This is a genomic window from Ciceribacter sp. L1K22 (assembly GCF_017599385.1).
Lineage (GTDB): Bacteria > Pseudomonadota > Alphaproteobacteria > Rhizobiales > Rhizobiaceae > Allorhizobium.
In genome coordinates, this window is the sequence record NZ_JAGFPK010000002.1 from 496,766 (window position 1) to 516,426 (window position 19,661).

A 19,661-nucleotide genomic window follows, 5' to 3' on the forward strand; every position below is an offset into this window, starting at 1 on the left:
GTCTGGAGACCATCCGATGTTCACCTACACCATTCGGCGATTGCTGTTCGCAATCCCGACGCTGCTGGTTATCAGCTTTATCATCTTTGCCCTGCTCGACCTCGCGCCCAGCGATCCGCTGAGCGACCTGCCGCTGACCATTCCTCCCGAGGTCCGCGAACAGATCCGCGCCGCGATGGGCCTCGACCAGCCCTTCTTCATCCGCTACCTCCTGTGGCTGCAGCAATTCTTCATCAACGAGCCGCTGAACATTTTCGAAAGCATGACCGGCATCGTCGTCGGTGATGGCGAACGCTTGCGGGTGCTCTCCTGGGCAACCCGCAGTCCGGTGGTCGACCTGATCGCCCAGCGCCTGCCACAGACGCTCTGGGTCGTCGGGCTTTCCTACCTCTTCGGGGTGCTGCTCGCGATCCCGATCGGCGTGATCTCGGCCTACAAGCAGTATTCGATCTTCGACCAGATCGGCACCTTCGCCTCGATGGTCGGCTATTCGGTGCCGACCTTCTTCACCGGCGTGCTGCTGATCGTGATCTTCAGCTCGCACCTGCAGTGGTTTCCCTCGGTCTACGACACCAACCTCGTGGTCAACGACTGGTCGTCCTTCGTGGCGCAGGTGAAGCAGATGTTCCTGCCGGTGCTGGTGCTGACGCTCTACAATACCTCGCAGATCAGCCGCTTCGTCCGCTCGTCCATGCTCGACAACCTGCATATGGACTATGTGCGGACCGCCCGCGCCAAGGGCGTGAAGGAAAAGGTCGTTCTGCTCGTGCACGTGCTGCGCAACAGCCTGATACCGGTCGTCACCGTCATCGCCCTCGGCGTTCCCACGATCTTCTCCGGCGCGATCATCACAGAGCAGATCTTCCGGGTGAATGGCCTCGGACAGCTGCTGATCACAGCAATCCAGGGCGCGGACCTGCCGCTGGTTCAGACGCTGACCTTCATCTTCGCCTTCCTGATCGTGCTGTTTAACCTGATCGCCGACGTTCTGTACGGCATTCTCGACCCGAGGATCCGCTATGACTGACGCGACCGTAACGACAATCGACGAACGCCCAGCCGGCTCCTTCCTTGGCGACCTCTGGAAACAGTTCCGGGCTCATCCGGGTGGCGTTGCCGGGCTGGCCGTCTTCATCCTGATCCTGCTCGTGGTCTATGTCGGGCCTTTCATCCACACGATCGATCCGAACAAGATTGACATCCGCGCCAAGAACCAGGGACCGTCCTGGACCCATCCGTTCGGCACGGACAATCTAGGCCACGACATGCTGGCGCAGGTCATGGCCGGCGGTCAGATTTCGCTCGCCGTCGGCATCACCGCCATGCTTCTGGCGCTGTTCCTCGGCACGCTGGTCGGCGTTCTCGCCGGCTACTTCCGCCGGCTCGACGGCCTACTGATGCGCATCACGGACCTCTTCCTCGCTTTGCCGCTGCTGCCGCTGCTGCTCGTCATCATCATGCTGTTCCGGGATTCGCTCAGATCGGCCTTCGGCCCGGAAACCGGCATCTTCATCCTGATCGTGACGGTCATCGGCATCACCAGCTGGATGCACACCGCGCGTATCGTGCGCGGCGACGTGCTGGCGGTGAAGAGCCAGGAATTCGTGCTTGCCGCCCGCTCCAGCGGCATGTGGGAATACCGCATCATCCTGAAGCACATCCTGCCCAACGTGATGAGCTCGATCATGGTCTCGGCCACTCTCGGCATCGCCTCGGCGATCATCACGGAATCGGCGCTGTCCTTCCTCGGACTAGGCTTCCCATCGGATTTCCCGACATGGGGTCGCCTGTTGTTCGACGGGGCAAACTTCCTGCAGATCACGCCCTCGCGCGTCATCTGGCCGGGCCTGGCGATCTCGCTCACGGTGCTCAGCGTCAACTATATCGGCGATGCGATCCGCGACGCGCTTGATCCTAGAACGCTCAGGCGTTGATCTCGAACAACGGAAGGGCGTCCCCGACGCCCTTCCGGTTCACAAACCAACCACTTCGATCTTCGAACCGTCAAAGAAGCGCGAGAGCCGGAAGTCGTGCGGATCGACGCAGGGTGTGCCACCCGTGACCATGTCGGCCATCAGCCGCCCCGCACCCGGACCGATGCCGAAGCCATGTCCGGAGAAGCCGGTGGCGATGAAGAAGCCAGGCATGGCATCGACCGCCGAGATCACCGGAACCGCATCCGGCGTGACATCGATCAGCCCGGCCCAGCGCTGCGCGATCCCGGCATTCTCGAATACCGGATAGGCTTCCCGGAGCTTCCTCAAAGCGTGGTCAGTCCATTTCGGCGCAGGGACCGGATCAAGCACGCGGACCTTCTCGAACGGGCTCTCACGGTCGAGCGCCCAGCGCGACGGCTGCGATGCCTCGTCCAGGAACCGGCGGCCGATGCGGAAACCGAGCGAGCCCCATTCGCTTTTCAAAGCGGTAAAGAACTTGCTCGCATAACGAAAGCTGTCCGGAACTATATCGACGAGATTGTCGTGTCCGGAGGCCACCGTATAGCCGCCATCCTGCCGTTTGCGGAAAGCGAAATCCTTGGCGTAGAGCGTCTGCTCCGGCCCGCCCTCCACCGGTGTCGTGCGGATCACGGTGTTCATCACCTTGAGCTGCGGCAGGTCGATCCCGAGACTGCGCGAGAACAGGCTCGACCATGCGCCGCCGGCCAGCACGACGGAGGAGCAGGCGATCGGTCCCCGCTCCGTGACGACGCCCGAAATCTTGCCCGCCGTCGTCTCGACACCGCGCACGGCACATTGCGTAAGGATATGAGCACCCTTGTCGCGCGCCGCTTCGGCGATCGCCGGCGCGGCCTTCTGCGGCTCCGCGCGGCCGTCGGAGGGGGTGTAGAGAGCGCTTCGAACCGTGAGCTTCAGTCCCGGATAAAGGCCCCGAAATTCCGGCTGGTCGATCATCCGCGACTTGAGCTGGTAACGCCCGAGCTCTTCCGGCCAGCGCTCGTTCTGCACCTCCTCCGCCTCGTCGGCGGAGACGAACACGATACCGCATTGCCGATAGCCCGTATCGCGGCCGATCCTTGAGTCGAGACCCTGCCAGATGCGGATCGCCTCGGCCATCAGCGGCACTTCGCGCGGATCGCGCTGCGAGATCCGCACCCAACCCCAGTTGCGGCTCGATTGCTCCTCGCCGATCCCGCCCTTTTCGCAGAGCGCGACGGAGACACCCCGTTCGGCGAGTTCGAGCGCCGTCGACGTTCCGATGATGCCGCCGCCGATGACGACGACATCGACGCGCGACGGCAGGGTTTCATCACCCCTAACGGGAACGACTTGGGGACCCGGCATGGCTAGTGCTCCAGATTCGAAAGACGGCCGCGACGGTCGTCGCACGCCTCAAGGAAGTCACTTGCCTATAGCAGGCCACGCCACACCCGTCACGACGGGTGTGGTAGTGCACCGCGCCCCGTTAGTGGTATTTCGATTGCTCGGCGCTCAGGATACTGTCGGCGTCGAGCGAACGGATCGGCAGGCGCGTATCCTGCGGAACCTCCCCGGACAGCTGCAGCGCCAGATAGCGTCCGCAGCAGACCCGGAGGAACGACGTGAAGTTGCCGAGATCATGCCCGGCATCGATCGATTCGTGATAGAGCTTCGTGATAAGCTGGATAACCGTCATCCCGTCGCGCCGGCCGATCTCCTCCAGAACTGTCCAGAAAAACGTTTCGAGCCGGACGCTGGTGACCATGCCGTCGATCCGGAGGGATCGCGTAGCGCTGTCCCACAATGCCGGATCAGCCTGAATGAAAAGCTTGCACATGGCGTCCTCCCGAGATGCCGTATTCTGATGGTACGCCGGGCGGACAGCCTTTGCCAGCCCCCGCCCGGCGCCGCTGCATCATGCAGCGAGCACCGCGATGAACTGTGACAGCCATGCGGGGTGGGCGGGCCATGCGGGCGCCGTCACCAGCTTGCCATCGGTCACGGCCGCATCGATGGCGATGTCGGCATAGATTCCGCCGGACATTTCGACCTCGGGACGGCATGCCGGATAGGCCGAGCAGGTCCGGCCCTTCAGCACGTCAGCGGCCGCGAGGACCTGCGCGCCATGGCAGACGGCGGCGACCGGCTTGTCGGCCTCGAAGAAGTGCTTCACGGTGGCTATCACCTCCGGATTGAGGCGCAGATATTCCGGCGCGCGACCACCCGGAATGACCAGCGCATCGTAATCCGCTGCCTTCACGTCGGCGAAAGTGGCGTTCAGCGCGAAATTGTGGCCACGCTTTTCGCTGTAGGTCTGGTCGCCCTCGAAGTCATGGATCGAGGTTGCGATCGTCTGCCCGGCCTTCTTGCCAGGGCAGACGGCATGCACCGTGTGCCCAACCGCCAGCAGCGTCTGGAACGGCACCATCGTTTCGTAGTCTTCGGCAAAATCACCGGCAAGCATCAGTATCTTCTTCGACATGGACATCCTCCCTCCATTGGACGGTCGGACGCTATCAAAGGCGCGACTGGCGCGGGTATTAGCGCGTTACTACAGGGGAAATTTCCCGGCGGTGTCAGCCGGTCCAAAAACCTTCATGCACGACGGCCGATTCCTCTTCCAGCAGCGGCCCCACGACCTCGACGCAGCGCTGACCGCTGGCGAAGACGGTCGTGCACGGTAGATCCATGGTCAGGTTTTCCGGGTCGGGGCCGATCAGATCCTTGAGCGCCCGTTCGCTCATGCCATGGACGACACGACCGACACCGGTCCAGTAGACGGATCCCGCGCACATCGCACATGGTTCGGCGCTGGTATACATCGTGCACTTGCGCAGGAAATCGACGTCGTACTTCTTCGAGGCTTCCGTCATCAGGTTGCGCTCCGCATGACCGGTCCGGTCGCCCTGCGTCCCGCATGTGTTCATCGCCTCGAGCAGCACCTCCCCGTCGGGACCGGCGAGGATCGCCCCGAACGGATGATCGCCCCGCGCCCGCGAGCGTTTGGCGACCTCGATCGACAGTCGAAGCAGCTCGATATCTCTGGTGGAAGGTTCCGTCATTATGCTGCTCCCTGGACGTCCGTGGAAAATCGCCGGGAAGCTAGGACGATTTTCCGGAAGCAGCAAGGCTGCACGGACCAAATATTGAGCAAAATTAATTCTGCTTAAAAATTGATCCAAAAGCAAACGCCGACGGATTCTTTTTAATCGCTTGGCAAACCGATCCGGCCCGAAAAGCCGTGACACACCATCAAAATCAACTGGCACGAATTCTGCAAAGATGTTGGCGAGTAGAAGCGGTCAGGGTGATCCCGGGACATTGCTCACCTGAAGCCTCACCAGTTCGAAGCCGATGATGCCGCTTGCACTCTTTTCAACGAGAAACGCACCGAAACAGGAGAAGGAATGGCCATGTCATTCGCCAGCATTTGCAAACGTCTGTCCGCAGCATCGGTGATCGCCGCCTCCCTTGGAGGTGCGGCAAATGCGGCCGATCAGGTCGTCTTCCAGCTCGACTGGCTGCCGGGCGGTGACAAGGCCCCGATCTATGTCTGCATGGACAAGGGCTTCTGTGCGGAAGAAGGTATCGACGTAAAGGTCGAGCCGGGTCGGGGATCGACCGAGGCGATCACGCGCCTCGCCGCCGGAACCTCGGACGTCGGCTCCGCCGATATCGGCGCCCTGATGGCTGCGAAGGTCACAGACAAGGTCGGCATCACTGCCATCATGTCGATCTTCAACAAGGGTCCGCACGCCTTCTTCGCCCTGAAGGACAGCGGCATCGCCAAGATCGAGGACGTCAAGGGCAAGCAGGTCGCCACTTCGCCCTTTACCTCCTCGAACGTCTTTCTGCCGCTGGTGCTCGCCGACAAGGGCTTGAGCGAGAGCGACATCACGCTGACGAAATCCGATCCGGGCGCCCTTGGCCCGATGCTGATGACCGGCGCGACCGATGTGATCATCGCCTGGATGACCAATGTCTCGATCTTCAACGCCCAGGCCAAGGAAGCCGGCAAGGAACTGGAGATCATGCCCTGGTACGCGGCCGGCCTCGATCTCTATTCGGCCTCGCTTCTCGCGTCCGACAAGTTCATCACCGAGCGCCCTGAAGTCGCCAAGCGTTTCGTGAAGGCGTTCAAGAAATCGCTCGAATACGTAAAGGACAACCCGCACGAAGCAGCGGTTTCCGTGAACAAGCTGGTGCCCGAACTCGGCGTGGAGACGGTCGAGGGCGCGATCATGGACACCATGGTGCTGGAGTTCAACGAAGTTACCGACAAGGATGGTCTCGGTGTCTTCGAAACCGCGCGACTGGCGGAAACCTGGAAGCGCGTCGCCGCGGCCCAGAAGTTCGAGGCAGGCGCGCTCGACCCGGAAAGCGTCGTCAGCCGCGATTTCCTGGCAGAATGACCTCATGACGGCAGGCACGAATTTTCCCGCGATGTCCTTCAAGGCCATGGGCCAGGTCTACCAGACCTCGTCCGGCCCCCTTGAAGCCCTGAAGAATGTAGAGTTCGAGGTCGCCCGCCATCAGTTCGTGGCGGTCCTCGGGCCCTCGGGTTGCGGGAAATCGACGCTATTACGATCCATCGCCGGGCTTCTCCGCCCGACATCCGGATCGGTCGAGGTGTTCGGCCTGCCGGTCACGGAACCGCGTGACGATATCGGCATCGTCTTCCAGAAGCCGACCCTTCTGCCCTGGGCGAACATCGAGGACAACGTCGTCTTCCCCGTTCGCCACAAGACGGGCCGGGTTTCAGCCGAGGATCGCGAGCGAGCGAGGGACATGCTGGCGAAGGTCGGCCTCGCCGGCTTCGAAAAACGTCTTCCGTCGGAACTCTCCGGCGGCATGCAGCAGCGCGTCGGCATCGCCCGCGCGCTGCACATGAACCCCGATATCCTGTTGATGGACGAGCCCTTTTCCGCGCTCGACGCGCTGACGCGCGAGGAGATGGGTTTCGAACTCGTCCGCATCTGGGAGGCACAGCCGAAGACGGTCCTCTTCATCACCCACTCCATTAGCGAAGCCGTGCTTTTGGCGGACCGGGTGCTGGTGATGAGCGGACGACCCGGCACCGTGGTGGAGGACATCATGATCGACATACCCCGCCCGAGAGGGGTCGAGACCACAAGCTCGCCGGCAATGCAGACCTACTCGGCGCACCTGCGCCATCTGTTGTTGAAGAGAGAGGTTTGACCATGGCCGGAACCTCCGCCACGCGCCGCTGGATCGGCACGCCGGGCGTGCTGCCCGTGGCAACCTTCGCCCTGATCGTGATCCTCTGGGAAGCCTCGACCCATGTCTTCGCGATCCCGACCTTCATCCTTCCCGCTCCGAGCCGCATCCTGATGACCGGTTTCGGCGATATCGACGCGCTACGCTGGCTTGATCATGTCTGGGCGACGCTGCGGGTGGCGCTGATGGGCTATTTCCTTTCGATCGTCATCGCATTGCCGATCGCCGTCGTGCTGACACGATCGAAGATGCTCTCCGACGCGCTCTATCCGATCCTGGTCGTCGTGCAGTCCACCCCGATCGTCGCCGTCGCACCCATCATCATCGTCGTGCTCGGCACCGGCGACGCGCCCCGTATCGTCATCACCTGCCTGATCACCTTCTTTCCACTCGTCGTCTCGACCGCGACGGGATTGTTGGCCACCCCGCCCGAACTCATCGAGCTGTCAAAAAGCCTGCGCGCGCCGACGCACCGCGAGATCACCCAGATCCGGCTGCCCTATGCCACCCCCTACATCTTCTCGGCGCTGAAGATATCGGTGACGCTGTCTGTGATCGGCGCCGTGGTGGCGGAGTTCGTGGCGGCGGAGAAGGGCCTCGGCTATTTCATCCAGTTCTCGACGTCGTTCTTCAAGCTGCCGCAGGCCTGGGCCGGTCTTGCCGTGCTGGTGCTGATGTCGCTCCTGCTGTTCCAGCTGGTATCGCTGGTGCAGCGCCTCTTCTTCCCCTGGAGCCTGCCGCAGAGCCGGTGAGCGAAAAGGGAGATGGCGGCGAAAGCCGCGCTTGCCCGGCGGCGATATCCGCCGGTTCAGGAGTAGAAGCAGTCAGGCGCCATACCGGCGTCGGGTCATTGCTCCTTTTGGAAGATGCCGGATCGTCCGGTGTCGTTCGACTGACAGGAGACAAGGAAATGAGTGCAGCAAACTACGGCCTGGCCGAACTCAACAAGGAAACCACCGTCGGCGGAGAAGGACTTGAGGCCGACCGCCAGATCCTCCAGATCGACATGAGCGATTTCGAAAACCGCAAGGCGGAGATCGCCGAGCAGCTCTGGGAGGCGGCAACAACCGTCGGCTTCTTCCAGCTCATCAACCATGGCATTCCGCAGGAACAGATCGACGAGGCTTTCGAATACGAGGAGCGCTTCTTCGCGCTGCCGGCGGAGACCAAGGGCAAGTATCCGCTACTCAAGGGCACGAACTCGGGCTGGGAATACAAAGCGCAGGTGCGCCCCTCGACGGGCACGGCGGACCAGAAGGAAAGCTACCAGATCACCCTTCCCCGCATGACGGTTCTTTGGCCGAGCGAGGAGGAACTTCCCGACTTCAAGGCCAAGATGATGGCCTTCGAGCGGGCGAACTGGGAGCTTGGCATGAAGGTGCTGTCGTGCTTCGCAATGAAGCTGGGCTTTACGGAAGACTTCTTCACCACGCTGCATGATCCATCGTCGAAGGAGTACCAGAGCACGCTTAGGCTCCTGCACTACCTGCCGCTCGTCAATCCGAAGCCGGAGGACTACACCTACTGGCGCGCCGGCGCCCATACCGACTACGATTGCCTGACGCTCCTGCACCAGCGCCCCGGCCAGGGCGGCCTTCAGGTGTGCCCCGGCCAGGAATACGAAAGCCAGGCCTGGACCTCGATCCCGCCGCTGCCGGGCGTCGTCACCTGCAATATCGGCGATATGCTGATGCGCTGGAGCGATGACAAGCTGCAGTCGACCCTGCACCGGGTGCGCATGCCGAAGCCTGACGAATCCCACGGCCCCCGCTATTCGATGGCCTTCTTCTGCCAGGCCAATTGCGACGCGGTGATCGAGGGACCGGAAAAGAAGTACGAGCCGATGACCGCGCACGACTACCTGCAGATGCGCATCGCCGCGAACTTCGGCGGCACCAAGGCCAAGCGCTGATATCGACCCGACCTCTGTCTGCGGCGGAACGCGTTCCTCCGTCCGCCGCAGAATCGCGTTAAGACAGGTGCGAAAAAGGAGGCGACCATGGCCCTTTACAACCTGCTGACCGACATCGGCGGTGTCTCCGTCGGACACGTGACAGACCTGACGCTCGGTTCGGGCGTGACGGCGATCGTCTTCGACGAGCCTGCAACCGCCTCCGGCACGGTACTCGGCGGCGCGCCGGGCGGGCGCGAAACAGCGCTTCTCGACCCGTCCATGGTGGTGCAGCAGGTCGATGCCTTTGTCCTGTCCGGGGGTTCGGCCTTCGGACTTGATGCCGCCGGCGGCGTGCAGGCCGGCCTTCGCGAGATCGGCCGGGGTTTTCCGGTGGGTCCGGTCAAGGTTCCGATCGTGCCGCAGGCGATTCTGATGGACCTGCTGAATGGCGGAGACAAGGACTGGGGTCTGCATTCTCCTTACCGCGACATGGGCTACGCCGCGTTCAAGGCTGCATCGAAAGAGCCATTTCCTCTCGGCACCCTCGGCGCCGGCACCGGTGCCACGACGGCCACGATGAAGGGCGGGCTGGGATCGGCGAGCATGGAAACGCGGAACGGCACCCGGATCGCGGCGATCGTCGCCGTCAACGCCATGGGCTCGGCAACCGTCGGCACCGGCCCGCATTTCTGGGCCGCACCCTTCGAGCGCGACAAGGAGTTCGGGGGACGCGGACTACCGCAAACGTTCACACCATCGGATACCGCGCTGCGAGCCAAGGGCATAGACATCACGGCAACCACGATCGGCGCGGTCGTGACGGACGCCAAGCTGACCAAGGCGCAGGTCCATCGTCTGTCCATCATGGCCCATGACGGCCTCGCCCGCGCTATTTTGCCGGCCCACCTGCCCTCTGACGGCGACACCATGTTCGCGGCCGCGACTGGCAGGCGCGAGCTGACGGATCTCGCGGAGTTCATGGAGCTGTGTCACCTCGCAACTGTCGTCACGGCACGCGCCATCGCGCGTGGGGTATTCGAGGCGACGGCGCTTCCGTACGACGGTGCACAGAAATCCTGGCGCGACCTGTTCGCGTGAGTGGCGGCGCGCAAACCGACACAGAATCGTCATGCGACGGCGATAAGCACGGGGCCGAAACAGGTGGGTCGAGTCGATCCCCGCCCTCTCCCATGCGTTCACCGGAAAGGTCTGGCCATGCTGATGCAGATGAACTCGCAGGATCATGCGGCCGGCTCTGACGGGCGGACGGTGCTCACCAATGCCCGGGTCGTGCTTTCCGACAGGATCGTCGACGGGGACGTCGTCATCGAGAACGGGCGGATCGCCTCCGTCGGTACCGGCAGTGAGCAGGGCAACGCCATCGACTTCGGCGGCGACTACCTGATCCCCGGCCTCGTGGATATCCACACCGACCATTTCGAGAAACACGTCTACCCGCGCTCGCACGTCCGCTGGGATTTCATGCGCGCCGCCTTGGCACACGACGCCCAGATCATCGGCGGCGGCGTGACCACTGTGTTCGACAGCCTCTGCGTTGGCGCTACGACCGACAATCCCGAACGCGCCCAGATCCTGAAACCGATGATCGACGCGCTGGAGAAGGCGCAAGGAGCCGGCATGCTGCGGGCGGAACACCTTGTGCATCTGCGCTGCGAGATCACCGACGAGGAAACCCCGGCATTGCTTGCCGCCAATATCGAGCGTCCGATCGTGAAGATGATGTCGGTGATGGAGCACCTGCCCGGCATCCGCCAGAGCCGCGACATGGACGCTTACGTACACCGTGCATCCAAATCCACCGGCGAGAGTCATCAGGTCGTCCGCCGCAAGATCGAGATCCTGCTGGCCGAAAAGAGCCATATCGGCGCCACGGTGCGGCCGAAGGTGGTGGCGCTGGCCAGGGCGCATGGCATGCCACTGCTCAGCCACGACGATACCGACATCGAGCATGTCGACCTCGCCGCCGACGAAGGCGTGACGATTTCCGAATTCCCCTGCACGCTGGAAGCGGCACTCGAAGCCCGCCGACGCGGCATGCTGACCGTGGGCGGCGCTCCGAACGTGGTTCGCGGCGGTTCGCAATCGGGCAACATCGCCGTTCGCGACCTGCTTCTGCAGAACCTCATAGACATCATGGCCTCGGACTACGTGCCGCGGTCGATGCTCGACGCCGCTTTCATGATCGCAGACGATCCGGAGCTCGACTTCGACCTGCCGGCGGCGCTGCGGATGGTGACGAAGACGCCCGCTGAGGCAGCAGGTTTGAGCGATCGTGGCGAGATCGCCGTGGGCAAGCGGGCAGACCTCGTCCGGATCGGACTGCACGACGGCCATCCCTATCCGAAGCAGATCTGGCGTGAGGGTATCCGGGTCTCCTGATGGGAGACGCCCCGTCTGTTATTCGTGCCAGGCCGAGGCGAATATCCTCAGCCAGTTCTCGCGGCAAATCTTTGCAAGCGCATCCTCGTCATATCCGGCGTCCGAGAGAGCCTCGATAAGCGCCTGATTTCCGGAGGCATCCCCGATCGCTGCGGGAATGGTGGCACCGTCGAAATCCGATCCCAGCGCGACGCAGTCGATGCCCATGCGCGCGACGAGATAGTCGATGTGGCGAACCATATCGGAGAGCGGCGTGTCCGGATTGTCCCGCGCGTCCGGCCGCAGCATCGTCACGGCATAGTTCAAGCCGACAAGGCCTTTCCGCTCCCGGATCGCATCGAGCTGCCGGTCGGTCAGGTTGCGGGCGACCGGGGTCAGCGCATGCGCGTTGGAATGGCTCGCGACGAGCGGCTGGTCTGAGGTCTTCGCGACATCCCAGAAACCCTTTTCGGTGATGTGCGCGAGATCGATGACGATCCCGAGCCGGTTGCACGCGCGCACCAGATCGAACCCGACGTCCGTCAGCCCCGGTCCGGTATCCGGCGACATCGGATAGGCGAATGGTACGCCATGCCCGAAGATGTTGTGCCGGCTCCAGACGGGTCCCAGCGAACGGAGGCCGGCAGCGTGAAAGACCTCCAACGCGGCAAGTTCCGCGTCGATCGCCTCGCAGCCTTCCATGTGCAGCACCGCCGCGAACACGCCGTCCCGCATCGCATCGCGGATCTCTCCGGTCGAGCGGCAGAGGCGCCAGGCACCTGCCCGAGCGAGACGCAACGCAATTGCCGCCATGTCGAGCGCGATGTCGAGCGAGCTACCCCGCTGCAACGGCGCTTCCATCGGCGTGTTGTAGTGCCCGTCGGGACCGGCTTCCTGCAGGGCGAATTCCTTCATCGACGGGATATAGATCGCGCAAAGCCCGCCAGCGAGGCCGCCGGCCCGTGCCCGGGGCCCATCGATATGGCCTTCCCGCGCGCCCTCGGAAAATTCCACGACCGGATCGCTCCCGGCATGGCGTCCGCGCCATAGCCGCAACAGCACGTCGTTGTGCCCGTCAAAAACCAGATTCATGTGGAAAGACCTGTGAATGCAAAGCGATGATCTCAGCCTAAAGCAATTCCGGCCGAACTGGGAACGGGTTTTGCCTTTTGAATTGTGTCAAAACAATAGACTGGTGAAGGAAGAGGGTATTTCAAGCCCGGCAGGCGTTGTCACAGCGCAGGCACACGTGACAGCCAGTCGGTGTTGCGTTCATAAAGCAAGCCGAGCGACAGAACCTCGTTGTCGCCGCGCGGCCGTCCGACGATCTGGATACCAGCCGGCAGGCTGCTTCCGGGACCGCCAAAGCCCGCAGGCATCGCAACGACGGGAAGACCCGCCATGCTAGGGCCTATCACCACTTCCATCCAGCGGTGATAGGTATCCATGGATCGACCGCCGACCTCGCGTGGCCAGGTCAGCTCCGCGTCGAACGGAAAGACCTGGGCGGATGGCATGACCAGCGCCTCGTAACGCTCGAAGACGGTAAGCAGATACTGGTACCACGCGGTGCGGATGGCCGAGGCCTCGTAGACGTCGCCTGCCGGGACGCTTAATCCTGACTCGATTTCCCAGAGAACTTCCGGCTTTAGCAATGACCTCTTCGCCGGATCCTCGTACAATGCTTTCATGCTGCCGGCGGTGAGCCAGCTGCGGAGCGTGGTCCAGGCCCACCAGACCTTGCCCATGTCGAACTCCGGCACCACCGCATCGACGTGGTAACCAAGCGCCTCGAACACCGGCAACGCCGAACCACAGACATCCAAAACTCCCCGCTCAAAGGGCAGATAGCCACCGAAATCGCCGAACCAGGCGATCCGCTTGCCCTTCGGGTCGGGATCCGTGAGCGTGACAGCCGCTGACGAAAGCGAGGCCGGATCACGCGGATCGAAGCCCGCCTGCGTTTCGAAAAGCCGCGCCACGTCCCGCACCGACCGCCCCATCGGACCGAGCGTCGCCAACTGGTTCAGATAAGCGTCGCGACCGGGCAGCGACGGGATGCGGCCGAAACTCGGACGAAAACCAACGACATTGTTGAAGCCCGCGGGGTTGCGAAGGGAGCCCATCATGTCCGAACCATCCGCCACGGGCAGGAGCCGGGCGGACAGAGCCGCAGCCGCACCGCCGCTCGATCCTCCGGCACTGCAGGACAAGTCGTACGGATTGCGCGTCACCCCGAAAACGGGATTGTAGCTGTGCGAGCCGAAACCCCATTCCGGCGTATTGGTCTTGCCGATAACAATGGCGCCGGCTTTTTTGATCCGCTCCACCTGGATGTCGTCGAAATCAGGAACAAAATCGGCAAAGAGCGGCGAGCCATAGGTACAGCGGATACCCTCGGCCTCGCTCAAATCCTTGATGGCGATTGGCATGCCATGCATCCAGCCACGGGAATGTCCGTCCCGGAGTTCCCGGTCACAGGTCCTCGCTTCGGCCAGCAGATCCTCGGCCGGACGAAGACTGACGATCGCGTTGATCCAGGGATTGACCGCAGCGATCCTCTCCAGGACCGTTTCCATCACGGCCTCGCAGGACAGACGCTTTCCGTGAATGGCGTCGGACAGTTCCGACCCGCCGAGCGAGGTAACGTCAGACATGGAAAAATCCCTGGGCCGCTATGAGGACATGTTGACCAACATGTCGCCGAGCGATGTCTTCCTCGTCAAGGCCGGAATAAGCGGTCGCGGACGGTCCGGAAACCACCCGGGAAAAAATTTCGGAGCCTTGAGAAATAAAAATGGTCAAACGACCAATTTTAGTGCAGCATCCCTTTCAAACGACGACCGGAGGAAAGAGCCGGGCGCAGGAATGACAGGGGAACTACCGCTTCCAAAAGGGCGCAGCGCCCGGAATCGCGAGCGTCCCTGATCATTCGAGGGAGTGAACAGAAAACCCCGATGAGTGGCATGTGAATTGCGTCGAAGGACGACAAGGCAGCGACGGACCGAAAGATCTGGCGCAACCAACGGGAATATTCTGGAACGACAACGAGACCGGGGAAAAGTCTTGAGCACAAAAGAGAGCGTGGCGATCGATATCCGGGACGTGAGCCGCATTTACGGGTATGGCGAATATCAGGTGACCGCGCTCGGCGGTGTCTTTCTTCAAATTCGCGAAAACGAGTTCTTCACGCTTCTTGGACCATCCGGCTGTGGCAAGACCACGCTGCTCCGGCTGATCGCCGGCTTCGATTTCCCGACAAACGGTGAAATCCTCCTGCACGGCGAGGACATCGCGCCGCTTCCGCCGTTTAAGCGGCCGGTCAATACGGTTTTCCAGAGCTATGCGCTCTTCCCGCACATGACGGTCGCGGAAAACATAGCCTTCGGCCTCCAGATGCTTGGCCGACCAAAGGAGGAGATCAAAGCGCGCGTCAACGAGATGCTGGAACTCGTGCACATGACGCAGATGCGCGATCGGCAGGTCAGCCAGATTTCCGGCGGCCAGCAGCAGCGCGTGGCGCTGGCTCGCGCACTGGCTCCCAAGCCGAAGGTTCTGCTGCTCGACGAACCGCTCTCGGCGCTGGATTACAAGCTGCGCAAGGAAATGCAGATCGAACTGAAGCGCGTTCAGGCAGAGACCGGCATCACCTTCATCTTCGTCACGCACGACCAGGAAGAAGCCCTGACGATGTCCGACCGCATCGCGGTCATGTCGAACGGCGAGGTCCGGCAGGTCGGAACCGCGCGCGAAATCTACGACAGGCCAGCCGATCGTTTTGTCGCCGACTTCATCGGCGAGTCGAACTTCCTCGAGGGCTCGATCAAGGCCCGGAATACCACGACGGCGACCGTCGGTCTCGCCGCCGGTGCCGAGATCGAGGCGACGCTGCCGGAAGGCGGCGCGCCAGACGGTAAAGTTACCGTCGTCATCCGACCGGAACATGCGAGCCTCGGCAAACCCGGCACCGGTCGCTTCGACGGTGTGCTGGAAGAGGCAATCTATTTCGGCACGGACACGCATTTTCACGTTCGCCTCGACAGCGGCGAAGCCTTCATCGTACGCGAACAGAATGTCCGTTCCGGAGGCGAAGAGCACCAGAAGGGCGATCGCGTTGCCGTTCAGCTCGGGCGCGACGCCGCACAGATCCTGAGGGCCTGACCATGAGCGGGGCACAAAAAGCCGCCGCCGCGGCGAAAACTAAAACGATCCGCAATCGCTGGCTTCTGAGCGGTCCGGCCCTCGTCATCATCCTCGTCGCCGCCATCGGACCACTCTTCGTGATGCTGCTTTATTCGTTCATGGAAAAGGGCGACTACGGCGACGTCAAACTCTGGCAGTTCTCTACGGAAGGCTGGATATCCGTCTTCTTCACACGCGATATCTTCGACGACACGCTGGGTATCGCCGACGCGCATCTGGCCATCATCTGGCGCTCGATCAAGCTGTCCTTCTACACAACGATCCTCACCCTTATCCTCGGTTTCCCGACCGCCTATTTTATCGCGACGCGGCCGGCGAGGACCCGCGAAATATGGGTGTTCCTGGTCACGATCCCCTTCTGGACCAATCTCCTCATCCGCACCTTCGCCATGCAGCAGGTGATCCGCAACGAAGGCCTCCTGAACAATGCGCTGATCTGGCTCGGCATCATCGATAGCCCGCTGCAGATCATCTACACCGACACCGCCAACCTGCTCGGCATGACCTATGTCTACCTGCCGCTGATGGTACTGCCGCTCTACGCCTCGATCGAGAAACTCGACTTCCGCCTGATCGAGGCCGGTTACGATCTCTACGCAAACCGGCTGCAGGTGCTCTGGCGCATCATCATTCCGCTGGTGAAACCTGGCCTGATCGCCGGATCGATCCTCGTCTTCATCCCCTCGCTCGGCGCCTACGTTATTCCCCGGGTGCTCGGCGGCGGCAAAAACATGATGCTCGGCAACCTGATCGAACTGCAGTTCGGCGCCGGCCGCAACTGGCCGCTCGGCGCTGCGATCTCCATCACGCTGATGGCGCTGGTGATGATCGCCCTGCTTTTCTACGTGCGCAACGCCTCACGATCGGGGGCCGGCCATGCGTAAGACCCAATTCAACATCCGCACACAGCCCGGCTTCGGCTTCATCGCCCTCTTCACTTTCTTCGCGCTGTACCTCCCGATCGCGGCCCTCGTCGTCTACTCGTTCAATTCCGCTGAGTCTCTCTCGCAATGGGGCGGGTTCTCGACGCGGTGGTTCGTCTCGGCCTGGGACAACGATGCGGTTCAGAGCGCGGCTATCCGCTCGCTGGTGATCGCGCTCTGGTCGGCAGCGCTCGCAACGGTCGCCGCGACCATGGCGGCGCTGGCGACGACGCGGACCGAGCCTTATCGCGGCCTTACCTTCAAATATGCGGTCATCAACCAGCCGCTGATGGTGCCGGAAATCGTCACTGCCGTGGCACTGTTGATCGTCTTTTCCAGGATCAAGGTCTGGACCGGCTATTCGGGCCTCGGCTACCTCGTACTCGCCCATACGGCCTTCTGCATTCCGTTTGCCTATCTTCCGATCCGGGCACGGCTGGAAAGCATGGATCTGACGCTAGAACGGGCCGCCGCGGATCTTTACGCCACACCCTGGATGGCCTTCCGGCGGGTCACGCTGCCGCTGCTGCGTCCCGGCATCATCGCCGGCTTCATGCTGGCGTTCGTGACCTCGCTCGACGACGTGGTCATCACCGAGTTCGTCAAGTCGGGCGGGCAGGACACGCTGCCGACCTACATGCTGGGCCAGTTGCGCCGGGAGACCACGCCCGAAATCAACGCGATAGCCACGGTGTTCCTGGCCCTGTCGGCGGTGCTGGTCATGATTTTCTTCTTCATCAACAAACGAAAACAATAACAAACCGACATCCGAGCAAAAGAGAGGAACGGACTATGAAAATGACATGGATGACGAGCACCGCGACAGCGGCGATCACACTGCTGGCCTTTGCCGGAACCGCCTCGGCAGCCGGCGAACTGAACATCTACAACTGGGGTGACTACACCAGCCCGGAGATGATCAAGAAGTTCGAGCAAACCTTCGACGTCAAGGTGACGGTCACCGACTACGATTCCAACGACACGGCGCTGGCCAAGGTTCGCGCCGGTGGCCACGGCTTCGACATCGTCGTGCCTTCGGCCAACTATGTTCCGATCTGGGTCAAGGAAGACCTGCTTCTCGAAGCCCGTCCCGACCAGATGGAAAACTTCAAGAACGTTGACCCGCGCTGGGTCGATGTCGCCTGGGATCCGGGCCGTCACTACACCGTTCCGTGGCAGTGGGGCCTGACCGGCATCGGCGTCAACACGGCCGTCTACAAGGGCGACATCAATACCTCGGCGATCTTTCTCGATCCGCCGGAAGAACTGGTCGGCAAGATCAACGTCGCGCCCGAGATGAACGACGTTCTGTTCGCCACCATCAAGTATTTCGGCGGCGACTGGTGCACGACCGACAAGGACGTGCTGCGCAAGGTGCGGGACAAGCTGGTCGAGGCCAAGGCCAAGTGGCTCGCCATGGACTATAGCGTGACCGAGAAGCTGCCGACCGGCGACTACGCCGCCGTCTACTACTGGAACGGCGCGATCATGCGCTCCCGCGAGAAGAACGCCGACGTCAAGTTCGGCTATCCGAAGGAAGGCTTCCCATTCTTCATGGATAGCGTCGCGATCCTCAAGGACGCCAAGAACGTCGAGAACGCCAAGCTGTTCATGAACTTCATCATGGACCCGGAAAACGCGGCGATGATCTCGGCCTTCGCGAAATACGCCAACGGCATCAAGGGTTCCGAGCAGTTCATGCCGCCGGAAATGCAGACGGCACCGGAACTCGTCGTCCCGGCCGAGTTCGAGTCAGCCGGTGAATTCCTGCAGAGCTGCGAACCGCCGGTGCAGGAGCTCTACACGAAGATCTGGACCGAACTGCAGAAGTAAGCAGTCCGATCCAGCGATATGAACGACACGGGAGGGTGCCTATCACCCTCCCGACGGATTTTCTTTTGCCATGACAACAGAATTCGAGAAGCGCTACGGTTTTGCCCGCGCCGACGTGACGCTCGCCAACTGGCGCACCACCCCCTACAGCCGGTGGAGCTTCCACAATGTCGAGGAGATCGTGCCGACGGCACGGATCGCCTGCAGCGTGGAGACCCCTGAAACGGAAGTCGTGTCCGACCTGCTCGACCAGCCGATGGATACCGGCCTCGATACAGCCGCGACACCGCGCGCCTTCCTCGAATACGCCCATACGGACGGTTTCGTTCTGATGAAGTCCGGCAACATCGTATCGGAGTATTACGCGCCCCATTCCGGCGCCGAGAAAAATCACATCATCTTCTCGATCAGCAAGTCCATGACCGCGCTGATCTTCGGCATTCTGGAGGCTGACGGCGTCCTGGACGCCGACAAGCCCGTGGTGCACTACCTGCCCGAAGCTGCTGGCAGCGCCTATGGCGACTGCACCTGCCGCGACGTGCTGGACATGCGCGTCAGCCTCGATTTCGAGGAATCCTATCTGAACGTCGATGGCCACTACGGCCGCTATCGCCGCGCCATGCTTTGGAATCCCCCCCTCCCCGGTCAGCCGGTCGATACCATGGTCGGCCTGCTGACGAGCCTGAAGAAGGGCGACGGTCCCCATGGAGGGCCGTTCCATTATCAGTCACCGAATTCGGACCTGCTCGGCATCATCATCGAACGCTCTAGCGGCCGCAGGATCGCCGACCTGGTGTCCGAACGGCTGTGGAAACCGATGGGTGCGCTGGGTCATGCCTCGATCACGGTCGACGCCATCGGAACCGCCCGAACCGCCGGCGGTATGAGCATGCGGGCGCGTGATCTCGCGCGCGTTGGCGAGATGCTCCGCATGAATGGCGTCGCGGACGGCAATCAGGTCATCCCGACTGCCTGGGTCGCCGACATGCGGACCGCCGGCAGCCATCAGGCCTGGGTCGATGGCGACGAGACCTTCCTGCCGGAGGGACGCTATCGCAGCCAATGGTACCAGTCGGGCCTCGAGGACGGGGCCTTCTGCGCCATCGGCATTCACGGCCAGTGGCTCTATGTCGACCCATCGACGGAAACGGTGGTCGTCAAGCTGTCGTCGCAGCCAAATCCGCTCGATGACGAACTGAAACAGGACAACTTCGCCTTCTTCCGCGCGCTCTGCCGCGTCTGATCGGGCTTCAT

Annotated in this window: 20 protein-coding genes; 14 read left to right on the top strand and 6 right to left on the bottom strand. The window is 62.2% G+C overall.

Going from position 1 to position 19,661, the window contains the following annotated elements; all coding sequences use genetic code 11:
• Positions 1–16: 16 nt before the first annotated feature.
• Entirely contained in the window at positions 17–1,027 is a 1,011-nt protein-coding gene (locus tag J5J09_RS20310) for an ABC transporter permease (protein ID WP_208554049.1), read from the top strand.
• On the top strand, positions 1,020–1,934 hold the full coding sequence (locus tag J5J09_RS20315) for an ABC transporter permease (RefSeq protein WP_208554050.1): 915 nt from the start codon (positions 1,020–1,022) through the stop codon (positions 1,932–1,934). The genes J5J09_RS20310 and J5J09_RS20315 overlap by 8 nt, the downstream gene beginning before the upstream one ends.
• Before the next feature lie 39 nt (positions 1,935–1,973).
• On the opposite strand, the gene J5J09_RS20320 is transcribed toward J5J09_RS20315, so the two are convergent.
• From J5J09_RS20320 to J5J09_RS20335, 4 genes are all read right to left on the bottom strand, one after another.
• Positions 1,974–3,302 (bottom strand): FAD-binding oxidoreductase, encoded by a 1,329-nt coding sequence (locus tag J5J09_RS20320; protein ID WP_208554051.1) that lies wholly within the window; start codon positions 3,300–3,302, stop codon positions 1,974–1,976.
• Between the two features lie 121 nt (positions 3,303–3,423).
• Positions 3,424–3,774, bottom strand: a complete 351-nt coding sequence (locus J5J09_RS20325; RefSeq protein WP_208554052.1) for a ribbon-helix-helix domain-containing protein — start codon at positions 3,772–3,774, stop codon at positions 3,424–3,426.
• 78 nt (positions 3,775–3,852) lie between these two features.
• On the bottom strand, positions 3,853–4,419 hold the full coding sequence (locus tag J5J09_RS20330; protein ID WP_208554053.1) for a DJ-1/PfpI family protein: 567 nt from the start codon (positions 4,417–4,419) through the stop codon (positions 3,853–3,855).
• A gap of 94 nt (positions 4,420–4,513) precedes the next feature.
• Positions 4,514–4,999 carry a nucleoside deaminase gene (locus J5J09_RS20335; RefSeq protein ID WP_208554054.1) on the bottom strand — a complete coding sequence of 162 codons (486 nt, stop codon included), beginning with the start codon at positions 4,997–4,999 and terminating at the stop codon, positions 4,514–4,516.
• Between the two features lie 345 nt (positions 5,000–5,344).
• On the opposite strand from J5J09_RS20335, the gene J5J09_RS20340 reads away from it, so the two are divergent.
• The 6 genes from J5J09_RS20340 (at position 5,345) to J5J09_RS20365 (ending at position 11,469) form a co-directional block, all read left to right on the top strand.
• Positions 5,345–6,349: an ABC transporter substrate-binding protein gene (locus J5J09_RS20340; RefSeq protein ID WP_246746026.1), complete on the top strand. Its 1,005-nt coding sequence runs from the start codon at positions 5,345–5,347 to the stop codon at positions 6,347–6,349.
• Between the two features lie 4 nt (positions 6,350–6,353).
• Positions 6,354–7,136, top strand: a complete 783-nt coding sequence (locus J5J09_RS20345) for an ABC transporter ATP-binding protein (protein WP_208554055.1) — start codon at positions 6,354–6,356, stop codon at positions 7,134–7,136.
• Positions 7,137–7,138: 2 nt separating this feature from the next.
• Positions 7,139–7,927 carry an ABC transporter permease gene (locus tag J5J09_RS20350; protein ID WP_208554056.1) on the top strand — a complete coding sequence of 263 codons (789 nt, stop codon included), beginning with the start codon at positions 7,139–7,141 and terminating at the stop codon, positions 7,925–7,927.
• Positions 7,928–8,085: 158 nt separating this feature from the next.
• Positions 8,086–9,087, top strand: coding sequence for a 2OG-Fe(II) oxygenase family protein (locus tag J5J09_RS20355; RefSeq protein ID WP_208554057.1), 1,002 nt, complete (start codon positions 8,086–8,088; stop codon positions 9,085–9,087).
• Between the two features lie 87 nt (positions 9,088–9,174).
• Entirely contained in the window at positions 9,175–10,167 is a 993-nt protein-coding gene (locus J5J09_RS20360) for a P1 family peptidase (RefSeq protein WP_208554058.1), read from the top strand.
• 117 nt (positions 10,168–10,284) lie between these two features.
• Complete coding sequence (locus tag J5J09_RS20365; protein WP_208554059.1) at positions 10,285–11,469, top strand: alpha-D-ribose 1-methylphosphonate 5-triphosphate diphosphatase; 1,185 nt, start codon at positions 10,285–10,287, stop codon at positions 11,467–11,469.
• A gap of 18 nt (positions 11,470–11,487) precedes the next feature.
• On the opposite strand, the gene J5J09_RS20370 is transcribed toward J5J09_RS20365, so the two are convergent.
• Together J5J09_RS20370 and J5J09_RS20375 are read right to left on the bottom strand one after the other, a co-directional pair.
• Positions 11,488–12,540, bottom strand: a complete 1,053-nt coding sequence (locus J5J09_RS20370; protein WP_208554060.1) for a dipeptidase — start codon at positions 12,538–12,540, stop codon at positions 11,488–11,490.
• 140 nt (positions 12,541–12,680) lie between these two features.
• Positions 12,681–14,105 (bottom strand): amidase, encoded by a 1,425-nt coding sequence (locus tag J5J09_RS20375; RefSeq protein WP_208554061.1) that lies wholly within the window; start codon positions 14,103–14,105, stop codon positions 12,681–12,683.
• Here J5J09_RS20375 and J5J09_RS20380 point away from each other — a divergent pair.
• The 6 genes from J5J09_RS20380 to J5J09_RS20405 all read left to right on the top strand — a co-directional run bounded on the left by J5J09_RS20380 (position 14,104) and on the right by J5J09_RS20405 (position 19,650).
• Positions 14,104–14,376 (top strand): hypothetical protein, encoded by a 273-nt coding sequence (locus J5J09_RS20380; RefSeq protein ID WP_208554062.1) that lies wholly within the window; start codon positions 14,104–14,106, stop codon positions 14,374–14,376. The genes J5J09_RS20375 and J5J09_RS20380 overlap by 2 nt on opposite strands.
• A 138-nt stretch (positions 14,377–14,514) precedes the next feature.
• Positions 14,515–15,609: an ABC transporter ATP-binding protein gene (locus J5J09_RS20385; protein ID WP_210388091.1), complete on the top strand. Its 1,095-nt coding sequence runs from the start codon at positions 14,515–14,517 to the stop codon at positions 15,607–15,609.
• Positions 15,610–15,611: 2 nt separating this feature from the next.
• Positions 15,612–16,535 (top strand): ABC transporter permease, encoded by a 924-nt coding sequence (locus J5J09_RS20390; protein WP_208554063.1) that lies wholly within the window; start codon positions 15,612–15,614, stop codon positions 16,533–16,535.
• Complete coding sequence (locus J5J09_RS20395) at positions 16,528–17,331, top strand: ABC transporter permease (RefSeq protein WP_208554064.1); 804 nt, start codon at positions 16,528–16,530, stop codon at positions 17,329–17,331. Before J5J09_RS20390 ends, J5J09_RS20395 begins: the two co-directional genes overlap by 8 nt.
• A gap of 41 nt (positions 17,332–17,372) precedes the next feature.
• Positions 17,373–18,407: an extracellular solute-binding protein gene (locus J5J09_RS20400; protein WP_208554459.1), complete on the top strand. Its 1,035-nt coding sequence runs from the start codon at positions 17,373–17,375 to the stop codon at positions 18,405–18,407.
• Between the two features lie 70 nt (positions 18,408–18,477).
• Positions 18,478–19,650, top strand: a complete 1,173-nt coding sequence (locus J5J09_RS20405; protein WP_208554065.1) for a serine hydrolase — start codon at positions 18,478–18,480, stop codon at positions 19,648–19,650.
• Positions 19,651–19,661 lie beyond the last annotated feature (11 nt).